Annotated in this window: 18 protein-coding genes; 16 read left to right on the top strand and 2 right to left on the bottom strand. The window is 68.0% G+C overall.

Annotated features, from left to right (window positions below; genetic code table 11):
• Positions 1-63 precede the first annotated feature (63 nt).
• Together prfA and prmC are read left to right on the top strand one after the other, a co-directional pair.
• Positions 64-1,140: a peptide chain release factor 1 gene (prfA, locus tag ABD260_RS16280; protein WP_344234377.1), complete on the top strand. Its 1,077-nt coding sequence runs from the start codon at positions 64-66 to the stop codon at positions 1,138-1,140.
• On the top strand, positions 1,137-1,979 hold the full coding sequence (prmC, locus tag ABD260_RS16275; RefSeq protein WP_425553348.1) for a peptide chain release factor N(5)-glutamine methyltransferase: 843 nt from the start codon (positions 1,137-1,139) through the stop codon (positions 1,977-1,979). The genes prfA and prmC overlap by 4 nt, the downstream gene beginning before the upstream one ends.
• 51 nt (positions 1,980-2,030) lie before the next feature.
• Here the strand turns inward: prmC and ABD260_RS16270 are convergent, their stop codons facing one another.
• Positions 2,031-2,216: a hypothetical protein gene (locus ABD260_RS16270; RefSeq protein WP_344234375.1), complete on the bottom strand. Its 186-nt coding sequence runs from the start codon at positions 2,214-2,216 to the stop codon at positions 2,031-2,033.
• A gap of 87 nt (positions 2,217-2,303) precedes the next feature.
• The gene (locus ABD260_RS16265; protein WP_344234374.1) at positions 2,304-3,326 is read right to left on the bottom strand and encodes an adenosine deaminase; all 1,023 of its coding nucleotides are present in this window, start codon (positions 3,324-3,326) and stop codon (positions 2,304-2,306) included.
• 109 nt (positions 3,327-3,435) lie between these two features.
• Between ABD260_RS16265 and ABD260_RS16260 the strand changes: the two genes are divergently transcribed.
• From ABD260_RS16260 to ABD260_RS16195, 14 genes are all read left to right on the top strand, one after another.
• Positions 3,436-4,323, top strand: a complete 888-nt coding sequence (locus ABD260_RS16260) for an L-threonylcarbamoyladenylate synthase (protein ID WP_344234373.1) — start codon at positions 3,436-3,438, stop codon at positions 4,321-4,323.
• A complete protein-coding gene (locus ABD260_RS16255) occupies positions 4,323-5,441 on the top strand; it encodes a glycosyltransferase family 4 protein (RefSeq protein WP_344234372.1) in 1,119 nt (372 codons plus the stop codon). The genes ABD260_RS16260 and ABD260_RS16255 overlap by 1 nt, the downstream gene beginning before the upstream one ends.
• A gap of 83 nt (positions 5,442-5,524) precedes the next feature.
• Complete coding sequence (locus ABD260_RS16250; protein ID WP_344234371.1) at positions 5,525-5,941, top strand: hypothetical protein; 417 nt, start codon at positions 5,525-5,527, stop codon at positions 5,939-5,941.
• A 71-nt stretch (positions 5,942-6,012) separates the two neighbouring features.
• Positions 6,013-7,185 carry a hypothetical protein gene (locus ABD260_RS16245; RefSeq protein ID WP_344234369.1) on the top strand — a complete coding sequence of 391 codons (1,173 nt, stop codon included), beginning with the start codon at positions 6,013-6,015 and terminating at the stop codon, positions 7,183-7,185.
• 232 nt (positions 7,186-7,417) lie between these two features.
• Positions 7,418-7,882, top strand: a complete 465-nt coding sequence (locus ABD260_RS16240; protein WP_344234368.1) for a Cg1360 family ATP-synthase-associated protein — start codon at positions 7,418-7,420, stop codon at positions 7,880-7,882.
• Between the two features lie 90 nt (positions 7,883-7,972).
• Positions 7,973-8,188, top strand: a complete 216-nt coding sequence (locus tag ABD260_RS16235) for a hypothetical protein (protein ID WP_344234367.1) — start codon at positions 7,973-7,975, stop codon at positions 8,186-8,188.
• A gap of 109 nt (positions 8,189-8,297) precedes the next feature.
• Complete coding sequence (atpB, locus tag ABD260_RS16230) at positions 8,298-9,080, top strand: F0F1 ATP synthase subunit A (protein WP_344234366.1); 783 nt, start codon at positions 8,298-8,300, stop codon at positions 9,078-9,080.
• Positions 9,081-9,156: 76 nt separating this feature from the next.
• Entirely contained in the window at positions 9,157-9,393 is a 237-nt protein-coding gene (atpE, locus tag ABD260_RS16225) for an ATP synthase F0 subunit C (RefSeq protein ID WP_184830444.1), read from the top strand.
• Between the two features lie 30 nt (positions 9,394-9,423).
• Positions 9,424-9,999 carry a F0F1 ATP synthase subunit B gene (locus ABD260_RS16220; RefSeq protein WP_344234365.1) on the top strand — a complete coding sequence of 192 codons (576 nt, stop codon included), beginning with the start codon at positions 9,424-9,426 and terminating at the stop codon, positions 9,997-9,999.
• Positions 9,999-10,796, top strand: coding sequence for a F0F1 ATP synthase subunit delta (locus tag ABD260_RS16215; protein WP_344234364.1), 798 nt, complete (start codon positions 9,999-10,001; stop codon positions 10,794-10,796). The genes ABD260_RS16220 and ABD260_RS16215 overlap by 1 nt, the downstream gene beginning before the upstream one ends.
• 90 nt (positions 10,797-10,886) lie before the next feature.
• Positions 10,887-12,524 carry a F0F1 ATP synthase subunit alpha gene (gene atpA, locus ABD260_RS16210; protein WP_344234362.1) on the top strand — a complete coding sequence of 546 codons (1,638 nt, stop codon included), beginning with the start codon at positions 10,887-10,889 and terminating at the stop codon, positions 12,522-12,524.
• 6 nt (positions 12,525-12,530) lie between these two features.
• Positions 12,531-13,442 (top strand): F0F1 ATP synthase subunit gamma, encoded by a 912-nt coding sequence (locus tag ABD260_RS16205; RefSeq protein ID WP_344234361.1) that lies wholly within the window; start codon positions 12,531-12,533, stop codon positions 13,440-13,442.
• 5 nt (positions 13,443-13,447) lie between these two features.
• Positions 13,448-14,902, top strand: a complete 1,455-nt coding sequence (gene atpD, locus ABD260_RS16200) for a F0F1 ATP synthase subunit beta (RefSeq protein WP_344234360.1) — start codon at positions 13,448-13,450, stop codon at positions 14,900-14,902.
• Positions 14,902-15,294, top strand: coding sequence for a F0F1 ATP synthase subunit epsilon (locus tag ABD260_RS16195; RefSeq protein ID WP_344234359.1), 393 nt, complete (start codon positions 14,902-14,904; stop codon positions 15,292-15,294). The genes atpD and ABD260_RS16195 overlap by 1 nt, the downstream gene beginning before the upstream one ends.
• Positions 15,295-15,384 lie beyond the last annotated feature (90 nt).

Genomic DNA, 15,384 nt, shown 5'->3' with positions numbered 1-15,384 from the left:
CCCCCTTTGCGCGGGGCTGACGTGATTCGATGATCACTGGTGTGGTGAAGGGAGGAGTGCGAAATGTTCGAGGCGGTGCAGTCGCTCAAGGCGGAGTATGCCGAGTTGGAGCGGCAGATGGCCCAGCCGGAGTTGCACTCCGACCAGGCCAATGCCCGGCGGGTCGGTAAGCGGTACGCCGCGCTGGCGCCGGTGGTGCGGACGTACGACGAGTGGCTGCAGACCGGCGACGACATCGAGGCCGCGCGTGAGCTGGCGGCCGAGGACCCGGCGTTCGCGGAGGAGGCCACTCGGCTGAGCGGCCGGCGCGAGGAGCTGGCGGAGCGGTTGCAGACGCTGCTCGTACCGCGTGACCCCAACGACGACAAGGACGCGATCCTCGAGATCAAGGCCGGCGAAGGCGGCGACGAGTCCGCGCTGTTCGCGGGCGATCTGCTCCGGATGTACCTCAAGTACGCCGAGACGCAAGCCTGGAAGACCGAGGTACTGGACTCGGCCGAGTCCGACCTGGGCGGGTACAAGTCGATCACCGTCGCGGTGAAGGCGAAAGGTACGCCGGAGCCGGGCGAAGCGCCGTATGCGAAGCTGAAGTTCGAAGGCGGCGTACACCGGGTGCAGCGGGTGCCGGTGACTGAGTCGCAGGGCCGGATTCACACGTCGGCGGCCGGGGTGCTGGTGCTGCCGGAGGCCGAGGACGTCGACGTCGAGATCGACCTGAACGACCTGCGGATCGACGTGTTCCGGTCGTCCGGTCCGGGTGGGCAGAGTGTGAACACGACCGACTCCGCGGTCCGGATCACCCACCTCCCGACCGGCATCGTGGTTTCGATGCAGAACGAGAAGTCCCAGCTGCAGAACCGGGAACAGGCGATGCGCGTGCTGCGGTCGCGGTTGCTGGCGGCGGCGCAGGAGGCGGCCGATCAGGAGGCGTCGGATGCGCGGCGGTCGCAGATTCGTACCGTGGACCGGTCGGAGCGGGTGCGTACGTACAACTTCCCGGAGAACCGGTTCTCGGATCACCGGGTGGGGTACAAGGCGCACAACCTCGATCAGGTCCTTGGCGGGGAGCTGGAGCCGGTCATCAAAGCACTCACAGACGCCGACCTGGCAGCCCGCCTCGAGGCCGTAGAAGCCCAGTGAACGCAGAAGAGCCTGGTGTACGGGTGGTTGTGGCTCAAGGGGTTGAGCGGTTGCGGGGGGCTGGGGTGGCTTCGCCGGAGTTTGATGCGGGGGAGTTGATGGCGTTTGTGACCGGGTCCAGCCGGTTGCAGCTTGCGGAGCCTACGGCTGAGCAGCGGGTTCGGTATGAGGAGCTGATCGAGCGGCGGGCGGGGCGGGAGCCGTTGCAGCATCTGACCGGGACGGCTGCGTTCCGGTACCGGGAGCTGGCGGTCGGCCCGGGGGTGTTCGTGCCGCGACCGGAGACCGAGGTGATGGTCGGGTGGATCCTCGACCGGATCGCCGGCGTGAAGAACCCCCTGGTGGTGGACCTGTGTACGGGGTCCGGCGCCATCGCGGGGGCGGTCGCGACGGAGCGGCCGGACAGTACGGTGCACGCGGTCGAGCTTTCACCGGAAGCCGTCACCTGGGCCCGGCGGAACCTGGCCGGTACCGGCGCGATCCTGCACGAGGGCGACATCGACGGCTGCCTGCCGGAGCTCGACGGCCGGGTGGATGCGGTGATCTCCAACCCGCCGTACATCCCGCTGACCGCGTGGGAGTCGGTCACGGCCGAAGTACGCGACCATGACCCGGCACTCGCGCTGTGGTCCGGTGACGACGGGCTCGACGAGATCAAGGTGGTGGCCGCGACGGCCGGGCGGTTGCTGGCACCCGGCGGCTGGTTCGCCTGCGAACACGCCGACGTCCAGGGCGAATCAGCCCCCGCAGTCTTCACCGCCACCACCCACTTCACCGAGGTCCGCGACCACCAAGACCTCTCCGCCCGCAACAGATTCACCACCGGCCGCCGCATCTGACCCTCAGCCACCTGCACCTCGGCGCTGCCGGGAGCCCGCCCCGCCCGGGTCCTACTGGCGTCCGGGGTGCTGCGAGCCTGTGGTCCGGCCGCGAGAGGTCCCGTCGGTGGGCCTGCCGCCGTGCTCGGTGCCGCGCGGTTTCACGCCGTCCTTCATGTTGTTCGCGGCCCGCCCCTCGTCCGCCAGCTTCCGCAGCTGCGCCCTCTCCTCCGGTGTCACCTTGTTGCGCTCAGACATCTGGTCCTCCTCAGTAGTCACTGTGAACGAACCTGGGACGACCCGGCCACGCACCTGGTTCCAACGTTTGACTTCCGCTCCTGCCTGCTACCCGTTCTGGGTGACGTAGCTGTCGATTTCGGTGAGGAGGGCGTCCTTCACGGAGTCCTCGGCGAAGGACTCGCGGACGGCGGTTTTCGCGAATTCGCCGGCGCCGGCCGGGTCCAGGTCGAGTAGGCGGGACGCGACCACGTACTCGTTGGTCAGGTCGGTGCCGAACATCGGCGGGTCGTCGGAGTTGATCGTGACCACCAAACCGGCGTCGACCATCGCGCGCAGTGGGTGTACGTCGTACGAGTCGACCGCGCGGGTGGCGATGTTCGACGTCGGGCTGACCTCCAGCGGGATCCGGTGCTCGCCCAGGTAGTCGACCAGGGCCGGGTCCTGCATCGCCGACGTACCGTGACCGATCCGCTCGGCCTTCAGCACCCGGACCGCGTCCCAGATCGTCTGCGGGCCGGTCGTCTCGCCCGCGTGCGGCACGCTGTGCAGTCCGGCCGCGATCGCCGCCTCGAAGTGCGGCTGGAACTGCGGGCGCGGTACGCCGATCTCCGGCCCGCCGAGGCCGAACCCGACCAGCCCCTCCGGGCGGATCTTGGTGGCGATCCGCAACGTCTCGTCCGCGCCGGGGATGCCGTCCTCGCCGGAGATGTCGAAGATCCAGCGCAGCACCAGGCCGAAGTCCTTCTCGGCCGCGATCCGCGCGTCCTCGATCGCCTCGCAGAACGCCTCGGCCGCGATCCCGCGGATCACCGAGGTGTACGGCGTGACGGTCAGCTCGGCGTACCGGAGGTTCTGCTGCCCGGCCATCTCGCGGGCGATCTCGTACGTGAGCAGGCGGACGTCCTCGGGCGTCTTGATCAGCTCGACGACACTCAGGTAGATCTCGATGAAGTGGGCGAAGTCGCTGAACTTGAAGTACTCGGTCAGCGCACCCGGATCGGCCGGTACCGGCGACCCGGGATGCCGCGCGGCCAGCTCGGCGACGATCCGCGGCGACGCGGACCCGACGTGGTGGACATGCAGCTCGGCCTTCGGCAAACCGGCGAGAAATTCACGCGTCACAGTCATGGCCGGGATCTTAGAGAGGCTTCGGGCGCTCCGTCCGGAAAGCTGACAATCGAATGTCATGGTCGGCCCGGTTGGAGTCGCGGCCGGAGTGAGTGGCACGATTCACTCCGTGAGTGAGCGCTTCGATTTCACCGGGGACGAACTGGCACCTGCGTACCGTGCGGCGGTCGACGCCATCGAGGCCGGGGACCTCGTGGTGCTGCCGACCGACACCGTGTACGGGCTGGCTGCCGATGCCTTCAAAGCAGACGCCGTGCAGCGGCTGCTCGACGCCAAGGGCCGCGGCCGCGACATGCCGCCGCCGGTGCTGATCTCGGTGGTGGAGTCGCTGGACGCGCTCGCCACCGACGTACCCGACAGCGGGCGGAAGCTGGCGCAGGAGTTCTGGCCCGGCCCGCTGACGCTGATCTGCCACGCGCAGACGTCGCTGCTGTGGGACCTCGGGGAATCGCAGGGCACGGTCGCTCTGCGGGTGCCGGATCACGAGCAGACCCGCGAGCTGCTGTCGCGCACGGGCCCACTCGCCGTCAGCTCGGCCAACAAGTCGGGCCGGCCGGCCGCGCTGGACGTGTACGACGCGGAAGAGCAACTGGCCGAGTCGGTCGCGGTGTACTTGGACGGCGGTGAGGTCAGCGGCGCCCAACCGTCCACCATCGTCGACATCACCGGCGAAACCCCGCGGGTCGTACGCGTCGGCGCCCTGTCCCTGGAGCAGCTCCGAGCCGTCGTCCCCGAAGTAACCACAGACGACGAACCCACGCCGCCCGAGCCCAAGCCGGATGGGGAAACGGCAGCTGGTGCCGAGGCGACGACAGCTGACGCTGGAGAGCCGGCGACCGCCCCGGAAAAGCCGGCGGCGGATGACGCGACGGCGGCGGGTGCTGGTGATGGGGCGGGGACTGGTGGGGAGGAGAAGTTGGGGGAGAAGCCAACTGATCAGCGTGGGCGGGCGTCTAATGGGGAGAAGACCGACTCTGATGTGAGGCCTGCGGACTAGTGCGTGAGTACCTGCTGGTCCTGTTCGTGGCGATGGCCACGACTTTTCTGCTGACCGGTGTGGCTCGGCAGATTGCGGTGCGTTACGGCGCGGTCGCCAAGGTGCGGTCGCGGGATGTGCACAAGGTCCCGATCCCGTACTTCGGTGGCCTGTCCATCCTCGGTGGCCTGATCGCCGGTTTCGCGGTCGCCTCCAACCTGCCGTTCCTCGGCAACAGCCTGCAGGTCGCCCACGACGCCCGCGCGATCCTGGCCGGCGGCGTGGTGATCTGCGCGGTCGGCGTGATCGACGACCTGTACGAGCTGGACGCAGTCACCAAACTCGCCGGCGAAGTCCTCGCGGTCGGCGTGATGGTTGTCCAGGGCATCCAGCTGTACTGGCTCCCGCTACCCGGCGGCGTGATCTCCCCGTCACCCGCACTACTCGCGGTCCTGACGGCCGGCATCCTCCTGGCTTGCTGCAACGCGGTGAACTTCGTCGACGGCCTCGACGGCCTGGCCGCGGGCGTGACCGCGATCGGTGCCACCGCCTTCTTCACGTACTCGTACCTGCTCAACGTGCACGAGAACCTCGACCGCGCCACCACCTCCACCCTGATCACGGTCGCGCTGGCCGGCGCCTGCCTCGGTTTCCTCCCGCACAACTTCTTCCCCGCCCGGGTCTTCATGGGCGATTCCGGCGCCCTGCTGATCGGGCTGATGCTGGCCGCGTCGACGATCAGCCTGACCGGGCAGATGGACCCGAACGCGGTCCCGTACGAGGTCGGCGGCTCCAGCCTGCTGCCCGCGCTGCTCCCGCTGGTCCTGCCGATCGCCATCCTCGCGATCCCCGCGCTGGACCTCACCCTGGCGTACATCCGCCGCACCAAGGCCGGCCGCTCACCGTTCGCCGCGGACAAGCAGCACCTGCACCACCGCCTGATGCAACGCGGACATTCCCACCGCCGCGCGGTCCTGCTGATGTACCTCTGGACCGCCCTGATCGCGTACGGCGTGGTCGTCCTCGGCCTCGCCCTCTACTGGTGGACCGCCCTGATCGTCCTCGTCGTGGGCGTCACCGCGGTAGCCCTCACCACCGGCCTCCCACGCCGAAACCGCAAACCCCTCGCCAAGGTCTGAGCCCCGACCCGTACAAACGTTTGTCTGGGTGATTTGTACTGATTGTCGCTTCCCGGTCCCGCTCTGTAGTGGAAAAGTCACGCATGTCAGAAAACTACAGGGGAAAGTGGATGACAATGCAGCGAGTAATGATTCGGGCAATTGCGGCGACCGCTATCGGCGCCGCCGCGGCGGGTGGATTGTCAATGGCGGCCTGGGGTACGACGGAATCGGCGCAGGCTTGCGCGCATTACGTCGCGCCGCCGGATTCGAACGGCAACAATGTCTGGGTCAGCGGTAGCCGGCGCGGCTGTACCGGCAACGTCCGGCTGACGATCAACTTGTTCAAGAGCTACTGGGGCGTCGACGGTGTGGTGGCAACGGGCACCGGGACCGGCACGAACTTCGAGGTGACCGCCAAGGGCGCCTGTGCCGATCTCGGTCACCAAAAAGAGGTCTACGGCAAGTTGAAGGATTCCTCCGGCGGCACCTGGCAAGGGGTCAAGCAGAAGGAGTGCTGAGGCCGTGACGGCGCCCGGCGGCAAGCTTCGGGCCTGCCGCCGGGCGTCCTCCGCTGTGGGAGGGGATCGAGATGTCCAGCAAGTCCTGGCCGGCTTCCGCCCTGCTGGCGGGCGCGACGCTGTTGCCGACCGCGCTCCTGACCAGCCGGATGATGTCCGGGCTGCGCTACGCATCCTGGGCGGAGACGGCCCGCGTACTGTCCACGACACTGATCGTGATTCTGCCGAGCGTGGCGCTGGCAGTGCTGCTTCTGGCGACCCGGCAAACCCAGCGCAGGGCTGTCGCCGCGGTGCTGGCCGGCTGGCTCGTCGGTGCCGCCCCGGCGTTGTTCTGGACGATCCGTACGGCCGGTGACGCCCCGCCGCTGCTCTTCCTGCTCGTACCGATCGCCTGGCTGGCAGCGGTCGCGACAACCGCCGCCCTCCTGGTCCGCGCGATCCGCCGGCGTACCGCGATAGTTGCCGCCGGCATCTTCTGGCTGATCCTGATCGGCGCGGACCTTGGCACCGGCAGGGATTCCCGCTGGCTTTCGTTTCTGCCGTTCAGCGGAATGTCGGGCCATCCGTCCGGTGAAGTCGCGCTGAATTCCTGGCTCGCCGGAATGCGATTGTTCGTTGCCGCCGCGATGGTGGTTTCGGCCGTATTCCTGGCCTACCCGAAGCGCAGAACCGTCGGCTGGGCGGCGGTCGGTGTGATTGTCGCCTCGATTGCCTTTCCGGTGCCGGTATACGCCGCCGCCACGCCACACATTGCCTGCCTGGACGGGCGTACGCGGGTGTGTCTGCTGACCGAGCATCGCAGCGACCTGCCCGCGGTCAAGGCGATGGTGGATCGCGTGGCCGCCGAGGCGGGTCCGGAGCTGTTCCCGTTCACGCTGGCGAGCGAGACCGCCGTGAACAGCCCGGCCGCGGTGCAACTCGCGGTCGGCCCGGAGCGTACGGGTTCGCTCGCCCGTGACGTGGCCGGCGAACTCGCGGGCAAGATCGCCCGGATCGACCGCTGCGCACCCACTCCGGGGCAGCGCGTCGACCCCGCGTACCGGCTGGTGGCGTTCTGGTTCGTCGAGCGGATGGGGCTTCCGCTGGACGACTACGCCCGCGATCCGGAGCTCGAGCCCAGGCTCGCGGCTTGGCGCGGGCATCCGGCCGAAGTCACGGCCGCCCTCCGTACGCTGACCGCACGGCTCGACGGCTGCACCTTGACGATCGACGAGCTCCCGGCCGGCCCACCGGCGGCCGGCTAGCAGAACGAGCACTCCGGGGACCAGACCAGTGGGAGTCGTGGCCTACCGATAAGGTGTTCGTGTACAGCGGGCCGGGGTGTGCGTTCCTGTCGCGTTTGCTGACAATGAAGACTTTGTGCTAGTTTTCACAAGCACCAGCAAGGCATCAGTAAAGAACAGCGACACCCCTGACCCCGCCCAACCCGACGAGCTGGCCGCGAGACCAGTTTCGCCAGCAGGACGGAACCACCAGATGGCTCCCATGGCCCACAGCCCCGAAATCGCCGGCCAAGCTACCAAGCACCCGGCGCTGGCAATGCTGCGTGGCGCTCTGGTCGCAGCCGTCGTCGTCGGCGTCAACGCCGCCGCGGTCTCGACCGTCGCCGCCGGCCTCAAGGGCCTGTGGGGCGCGCTGCTCGGGCTGCTGATGGTGATCATCTTCTCCGGCGTCGGCCTGCTCGCGCTGCACCTGTCCCGGCGGACGTCGCCGACCACCCAGCTCGCGGTCGCGATGGCCTCCTACACCGGCCGGATCGCGATTTTCGGCGGCCTGCTGGCGATCGCGCTGAACTCCGACGCCCTGGCCCAGAACGTGAATCTGACCGCGCTGGGGATCTGCGCGATGGTGGTCGTGATGGGCTGGATGGCCGGCGAGATCTGGGCCTGGTCCCGGCTCCGGGTGCCGATCTACGACCTGGACAAAGAAGTGACGGCATGAGCACCGCCGGTAACGATTCCCCTGCTGTGGTGGAGATTACGGGGGCCGATGTGACCGGATCTGTCGCCAACTGGTACGTTGCGGGTGCCAATGAGCGAGAACCAGGATCCGAAGCCATCACCCCCCAATTCGGGCGACGGCTGGCGGGTCCTGTCCTACTTGATCGGCGGTGTCGTGGTGTACGGCGGCATCGGCTTCGGGTTGGACCGGCTCTTCGGCACCCAGTTTCTGCTTCCGGTGGGCATCGTGCTCGGTGCCGCGCTCACCATCCTGATGCTGCATTTCCGGTACGGGTCGCGGTCCTGACCTCAGGTCCCAGCTTTACCGGGTCTGATGTTGTTGACCGCCATGCCCTGAGCCGCCCTGCCCTTTGCCACAAGGCGTCCGACTTGAGCACGACGCGAGAGGAGACCCGGTGACCGCCGGCGTTCCGACCGAGTTCATCGCACCCGGTCCACAGAACTTCAACACCCCGCCGATCATCGACGGCGTGGACTGGTTCACCAAGCCCGTACTGGTGGCCGCGCTGTCCGTCGTCGTCATCGTCTGGTTCTTCTGGGGTGCGTCCCGCAAGGCGGCGATCGTGCCGACCAAGCTGCAGTTCGCCGGCGAGCTCGGCTACAACTTCGTCCGGAACTCGATCGCCCGGGACGCGATCGGCAGCCAGGAGCACATGAAGTACGTGCCGTACTTGTGCGGCCTGTTCTTCTTCATCCTGCTGAACAATGTCGCGGCCAGCATCCCGCTGATCCAGTTCCCGACCTTCAGCCACGCCGGCTGGGCCTATGTCGCGGCGATCATGAGCTGGGTCATCTACAACGCGGTCGGGATCCGGAAGCACGGCCCCTGGGGCTACTTCAAGCACCAGACGATGCCGGCCGGCGTACCGGGCTGGCTGATGCCGCTGATGATCCCGATCGAGTTCATCTCGAACATCCTGGTCCGGCCGATCTCGCTGAGCCTGCGGTTGTTCGCGAACATGTTCGCCGGTCACATCCTGCTGCTGGTGTTCGTGCTCGGTGGCGAGTACATGGTGTTCGAGTCCGGGAAGATCTTCCTCGGCGGCGTCGGCATCGTCACCTTCATCATGGGCATCGCGATCGCCGGGCTGGAGCTGTTCGTGCAGTGCATCCAGGCGTACATCTTCGTGGTGCTGACCGCGCAGTACATCGGCAGCGCCATCGCCGACGACCACTGATCCGCCGTATCACCCATAGACCCGTAGTAAACGGAAACCCGGATAGCCCCTATCCGTACCGAAAGGAACCACCGAAATGAGCAACCTGGCGCTCGCCATCACCGGTGACATCGCCGTTCTGGGCTACGGCCTCGCTGCCATCGGCCCGGGCGTTGGTGTCGGTCTGATCTTCGCCGCCGTCATCAACGGCACCGCGCGGCAGCCGGAGGCGCAGAGCAAGCTGCAGTCGATCGCGTGGATCGGCTTCGGTGTCACCGAGGTTCTGGCGATCATCGGTATCGCGCTCGCGTTCGTGTTCAAGGGTCACGCCTGATCCAACCCCCCTGACTGACAGGACTCAGAGATGCTGACGAAAGTTCTCCCGCTGGCGGCAGCCGCGGGTGGCGAGGATGTCAACCCGCTGCTGCCGCACACTGCCGAGATCATCTTCGGCTTCGTCTTCCTGATCCTGCTGGCCATCGCCTTCGCCAAGGTGGTCGTCCCGAAGTTCGAGAAGGCGTACGCCGACCGGACCGCGGCGATCGAAGGCGGGATGAACGAGGCCAAGCAGGCCCAGGCCGAGGCGAAGGCGGCTTTGGAGAAGTACAACGCGCAGCTGGCGGAGGCTCGCCAGGAAGCTGCGAAGATCCGCGAGGACGCCCGCGAGCAGGGTGCGGTGATCATCGCGGAGATGCGTGAGCAGGCGAACGCCGAGGCCGAGCGGATCGTCACCCACGCGCGCACCCAGATCGACGCCGAGCGGAGCCAGGCGGTCGCCTCGCTGCGCGGCGAGGTCGGGCAGATGGCGACCACGCTGGCCGGCCGGATCGTCGGTGAGTCGCTGGAGGACGAGGCCCGGCAGCGGCGTACGGTCGAGCGCTTCCTGGCCGACCTGGAGGCGTCGGAGTCGGCGCGCCAGGCCGTCGGAACGGACGGCTGATGCGCGGCGCGTCGAACGAGTCACTCGCCCGGGCCGAGCAGGCCCTGGCGAGTGCGACGCCGGTCGAGGGACTGGGCGGCGAGCTGTTCTCGATCGCCCGGCTGCTGGACGGCAGCGGCGCGCTCCGGCGCGCGCTGACCGACCCGGCGCGCCCGTCGGCTGCCAAGGCAGGGCTGGCGCAGCAGCTGTTCGGCGGCAAGATCTCGGCGACCGCGCTCGAGGTGCTGTCCGCCGCGGTGACCGGCCGCTGGGTCAGCGGCCGGGACCTGGGCGACGCGCTGGACCAGCTCAGCGTCCAGGCCGAGGTGGCCTACGCCGACACCCGGCGGACGCTGGACGAGGTCGAGGACCAGCTCTTCCGGCTGGACCGGGTGGTCGTCGCCGAGCGGGCGCTGGCCGACAAGCTCGGCGACCGGGCGATCCCGGTGGAACGCCGCCAGGAGCTGATCCGTGGACTGCTGCAGGGCAAGGCCGACGCCACCACGGTGCGGCTGGCCGAGCGGGCCGTCGACGGCCGCGGCCGGAGCTTCGCGGGCTCGCTGCGGGTGTACCAGGTCGCCGCGGCGGCCCGGCGCAACGCGAGCATCGCGACCGTACGGGTCGCCGGTGACCTGACCGAGGCCGAGCGCGACCGGCTCGCCGCGGCCCTGGGCCGGCAGTACGGCCGGGAGATCCAGCTGAACGTGATCGTCGACCCGAATGTGGTCGGCGGCGTCCGGGTGGACATCGGCGACGAAGTGATCGACGGAACCATCGCGGCCAAGCTCGACGAGGCGCAACGGCGCATCGCGGGTTGACGGCCCTTAACGACAGAAGCGGCGCTAAGGGTCCGGAAAAGCCTTTAGAGCCACGACAGGCCAGCAAGGTCAAAGGAAGCAGGAAACGCAATGGCTGAGCTCACGATCAGGCCGGAGGAGATCCGGGACGCCCTGGATCGGTTCGTCACCGACTACCAGCCCGACGAGGTGGCTGCCGAAGAGGTCGGTACCGTCGTCGACGCCGGTGACGGCATCGCGCACGTCGAGGGCCTGCCCTCGGTGATGACCAACGAGCTGCTCGAGTTCGAGGACGGCACCCGCGGCATCGCGCTGAACCTCGACGTCCGCGAGATCGGTGTCGCCGTCCTCGGTGAGTTCGACGGGATCGAGGAGGGCCAGCAGGTCCGCCGCACCGGCCAGGTGCTCTCGGTACCGGTCGGCGAGGGCTACCTCGGCCGCGTGATCGACCCGCTGGGCAAGCCGATCGACGGCCTCGGCGAGATCAAGGACCTCGAGGGCAACCGCGCGCTGGAGCTGCAGGCGGCCGGCGTGATGGACCGCCAGGAGGTCCGGCAGCCGCTGCAGACCGGCATCAAGGCGATCGACGGCATGATCCCGATCGGCCGCGGCCAGCGGCAGCTGATCATCGGCGACCGCAAGACCGGCAAGACCGCGATCGCGGTGGACACGATCATCAACCAGAAGGCCAACTGGGACTCCGGTGACCCGGAGAAGCAGATGCGCTGCATCTACGTGGCGATCGGCCAGAAGGGCTCGACGATCGCCGCCGTCCGCGGTGCGCTCGAAGAGGCCGGCGCGATGGAGTACACCACCATCGTCGCCTCCCCGGCGTCCGACCCGGCCGGCTTCAAGTACGTCGCGCCGTACACCGGCTCGGCGATCGGCCAGCACTGGATGTACCAGGGCAAGCACGTGCTGATCGTGTTCGACGACCTGACCAAGCAGGCCGAGGCGTACCGCGCGATGTCGCTGCTGCTGCGCCGCCCGCCGGGCCGCGAGGCGTACCCGGGTGACGTCTTCTACCTGCACAGCCGGCTGCTCGAGCGTTGCGCGAAGCTGTCGAACGAGCTCGGCGCGGGCTCGATGACCGGCCTGCCGGTGATCGAGACCAAGGCGAACGACGTCTCGGCCTTCATCCCGACCAACGTCATCTCGATCACCGACGGCCAGATCTTCCTGCAGTCCGACCTGTTCAACGCCAACATCCGGCCGGCTATCGACGTCGGTATCTCGGTCTCCCGGGTCGGTACGGCCGCGCAGATCAAGGGCATGAAGAAGGTCGCCGGAACGCTGAAGCTCGACCTCGCGCAGTTCCGCGCGATGGAGGCGTTCGCGATGTTCGCGTCCGACCTGGACGCCACCTCGCGCCGGCAGCTCGACCGTGGTCAGCGGCTGGTCCAGCTGCTCCGTCAGCCGCAGTACTCGCCGTACCCGGTCGAGGACCAGATCATCTCGATCTGGGCCGGGACCACCGGGCACTTCGACGACGTACCGGTGAACGACGTGCTCCGGTTCGAGCGCGACTTCCTGGACTACCTGCGCCGGGAGAGCAAGGTGCTCAGCGCGATCCGCGAGTCCGGTCAGTTCGGTGACGACGAGGCGCAGGCGGCGACCGACGCGCTGAAGGCGTTCAAGCCGACCTTCCAGACCTCCGAGGGCACGCTGCTCGGCACCGAGCCGGAAGCCGAGGCGATGGACGAAGAGGACGTCGAGCAGGAGCAGATCGTCAAGCAGAAGCGGGGCTGATCCACCGTGCCAGCCAACCTGCGGGAGCTTCGTGATCGGAAGGCCTCGGTCACGACGATCAAGAAGCTCACCCGCGCGATGGAGCTGATCGCGGCGTCCCGGATCGTCAAGGCGCAGCAACGCGCCCAGGCGGCCGGTCCGTACGCGCGTGAGCTCACCCGTGCCGTGTCGGCGGTGGCGACGTTCTCGAACGTCGACCACCCGCTGACCACCGAGAAGCCGAACCCGACCCGGGCCGCGGTCTTGCTGATCACCTCCGACCGCGGTCAGGCCGGTGCGTACTCGGCGAACGTGATCCGGGAAGGCGAACGGCTGAACCAGCTGCTCCGCGAGGACGGCAAAGAGGTCGTTCCGTACCTCAGCGGCCGGAAGGGAATCGCGTACTACACCTTCCGGCAGCGCGAGGTCGCGCAGTCGTGGAGCGGTGACTCCGACAACCCGAGCTTCGCTCAGGCCCGGGAGATCGCCGACGCGCTGATCGAGCGGTTCCTGACCCCGGCCGAGGAGGGCGGCGTGGACGAGATCCACATCGTCTTCACCCGGTTCGTGTCGATGCTGACCCAGCGCGCGGACGTGATCCGGCTGCTGCCGCTGGAGGTCGTCGAGGGCGAAGAGGCACCGGCGGCCGACGACGTGCTGCCGCTGTACGAGTTCGAGCCGTCGGCCGAAGAGGTACTCGACGGGCTGCTGCCGAAGTACGTCGCCAGCCGAATCCACTACTGCATGCTGCAGGCGGCCGCTTCCGAGCTGGCCAACCGGCAGCGGGCGATGAAGTCCGCGACGGACAACGCGCAGGACCTGATCGAGAAGCTGACGCGGGACCTGAACCAGGCCCGCCAGGCGCAAATTACCCAGGAAATCAGCGAGATCGTCGGTGGCGCCACGGCGCTCGCCGATGCGAACGCCGGGAGCGAGTGAGAGAGATGACTGCCACGGTTACCGAGAAGAACAACGAGGCCGCCGCCCCGGGCGTCGGTCGCGTCGCCCGGGTGATCGGCCCGGTCGTCGACGTCGAGTTCGCGGCCGACGTGATCCCCGACATGTACAACGCGCTCGAGGTGGACATCACCCTGGGCGACAGCACCCAGACGATCACCCTCGAGGTGGCGCTGCACGTCGGCGACAACATCGTCCGGGCGATCTCGATGAAGCCGACCGACGGCCTGGTCCGCGGCGCCGAGGTGCGCGACACCGGCGCGGCCATCTCCGTGCCGGTCGGTGACGTCACCAAGGGCCGGGTCTGGTCCGTGACCGGCAAGTGCCTGAACCAGGACGAGTCCGAGTTCGAGATCACCGAGCGCTGGCCGATCCACCGCAAGGCGCCGGCCTTCGACCAGCTCGAGTCCAAGACCGAGATGCTGGAGACCGGCATCAAGGTGCTGGACCTGCTCACGCCGTACGTCCAGGGTGGCAAGATCGGCCTGTTCGGCGGTGCGGGTGTCGGCAAGACCGTCATGATCCAGGAGATGATCTACCGGATCGCCCACAACTTCGGTGGCACCTCGGTGTTCGCCGGCGTCGGGGAGCGTACCCGTGAGGGCAACGACCTGATCAACGAGATGGAAGAGGCCGGGGTCTTCAAGGACACCGCGCTGGTCTTCGGTCAGATGGACGAGCCGCCGGGCACCCGGCTGCGGGTGGCGCTGTCGGCGCTGACGATGGCGGAGTACTTCCGCGACGTCAAGGAGCAGGACGTACTGCTCTTCATCGACAACATCTTCCGCTTCACCCAGGCCGGTTCCGAGGTGTCCACGCTGCTCGGCCGGATGCCGTCGGCCGTCGGTTACCAGCCGAACCTCGCCGACGAGATGGGCGTGCTGCAGGAGCGGATCACGTCGACCCGCGGTCACTCGATCACCTCGATGCAGGCGATCTACGTACCGGCCGACGACTACACCGACCCGGCGCCGGCCACCACGTTCGCGCACCTGGACGCGACCACCGAGCTGTCGCGTGACATCGCGTCGCGTGGTCTGTACCCGGCCGTCGACCCGCTGACCTCGACGTCGCGGATCCTCGACCCGCAGTACATCGGCCAGGAGCACTACGACGTGGCCGTCCGGGTGAAGCAGATCCTGCAGAAGAACAAGGAACTGCAGGACATCATCGCCATCCTCGGTGTCGACGAGCTCACCGAAGAGGACAAGATCACCGTCGCGCGGGCGCGCCGGATCGAGCAGTTCCTGTCCCAGAACACCTACATGGCGGAGAAGTTCACCAACGTCCCGGGCTCCACCGTGCCGCTGAAGGACACCATCGAGTCCTTCAAGAAGATCACCGAAGGCGAGTGCGACCACATCGCCGAGCAGGCGTTCTTCAACGTCGGTTCGCTCGACGACGTCGAGCGCAAGTGGGCCGAGCTGCAGAAGGAAAGCTGATGGCTGACCACTTGGAGGTGGCGCTGGTCGCCGCCGAGCGGACGGTCTGGCAGGGGCAGGCGAAGATCGTCATCGCCCGGACCACGGACGGCGACGTCGGGATCCTGCCCGGCCACGCGCCGCTGCTGGGCCTGCTGCAGGGCGGTACTGTCCAGGTGCGGACCGTCGACGACGAGTACTTCGTCGCGGCCGCGCCGGACGGCTTCATCTCGGTGGCGAACGACCGGGTCTCGATCCTGGCCGAGAACGCCGAGATGGGTCACGACATCGACCTCGAAGAGGCGCGCCGGGACCTCGAGCAGGCGCTGGCCGCCGGGCTCGACACCGACGCGGACACCGACGAGGTGCGACTCGCCGAGGCAAGGGTCCGGGCCGCGGAGCAGACTGCTTAAGCGGACCTGCCATAATCGAATATCGTCACTGACAGTACGGTTCTCCGGGGTGCCCGGGTGAGTACCGAAGATCGGGCACCGGAAATGAGG

It is taken from the genome of Kribbella hippodromi (assembly GCF_039531045.1).
Lineage (GTDB): Bacteria > Actinomycetota > Actinomycetes > Propionibacteriales > Kribbellaceae > Kribbella > Kribbella hippodromi.
The sequence above is the reverse complement of the archived record's forward strand: the minus strand, read 5'-3'. Positions and strand labels throughout refer to the sequence as shown.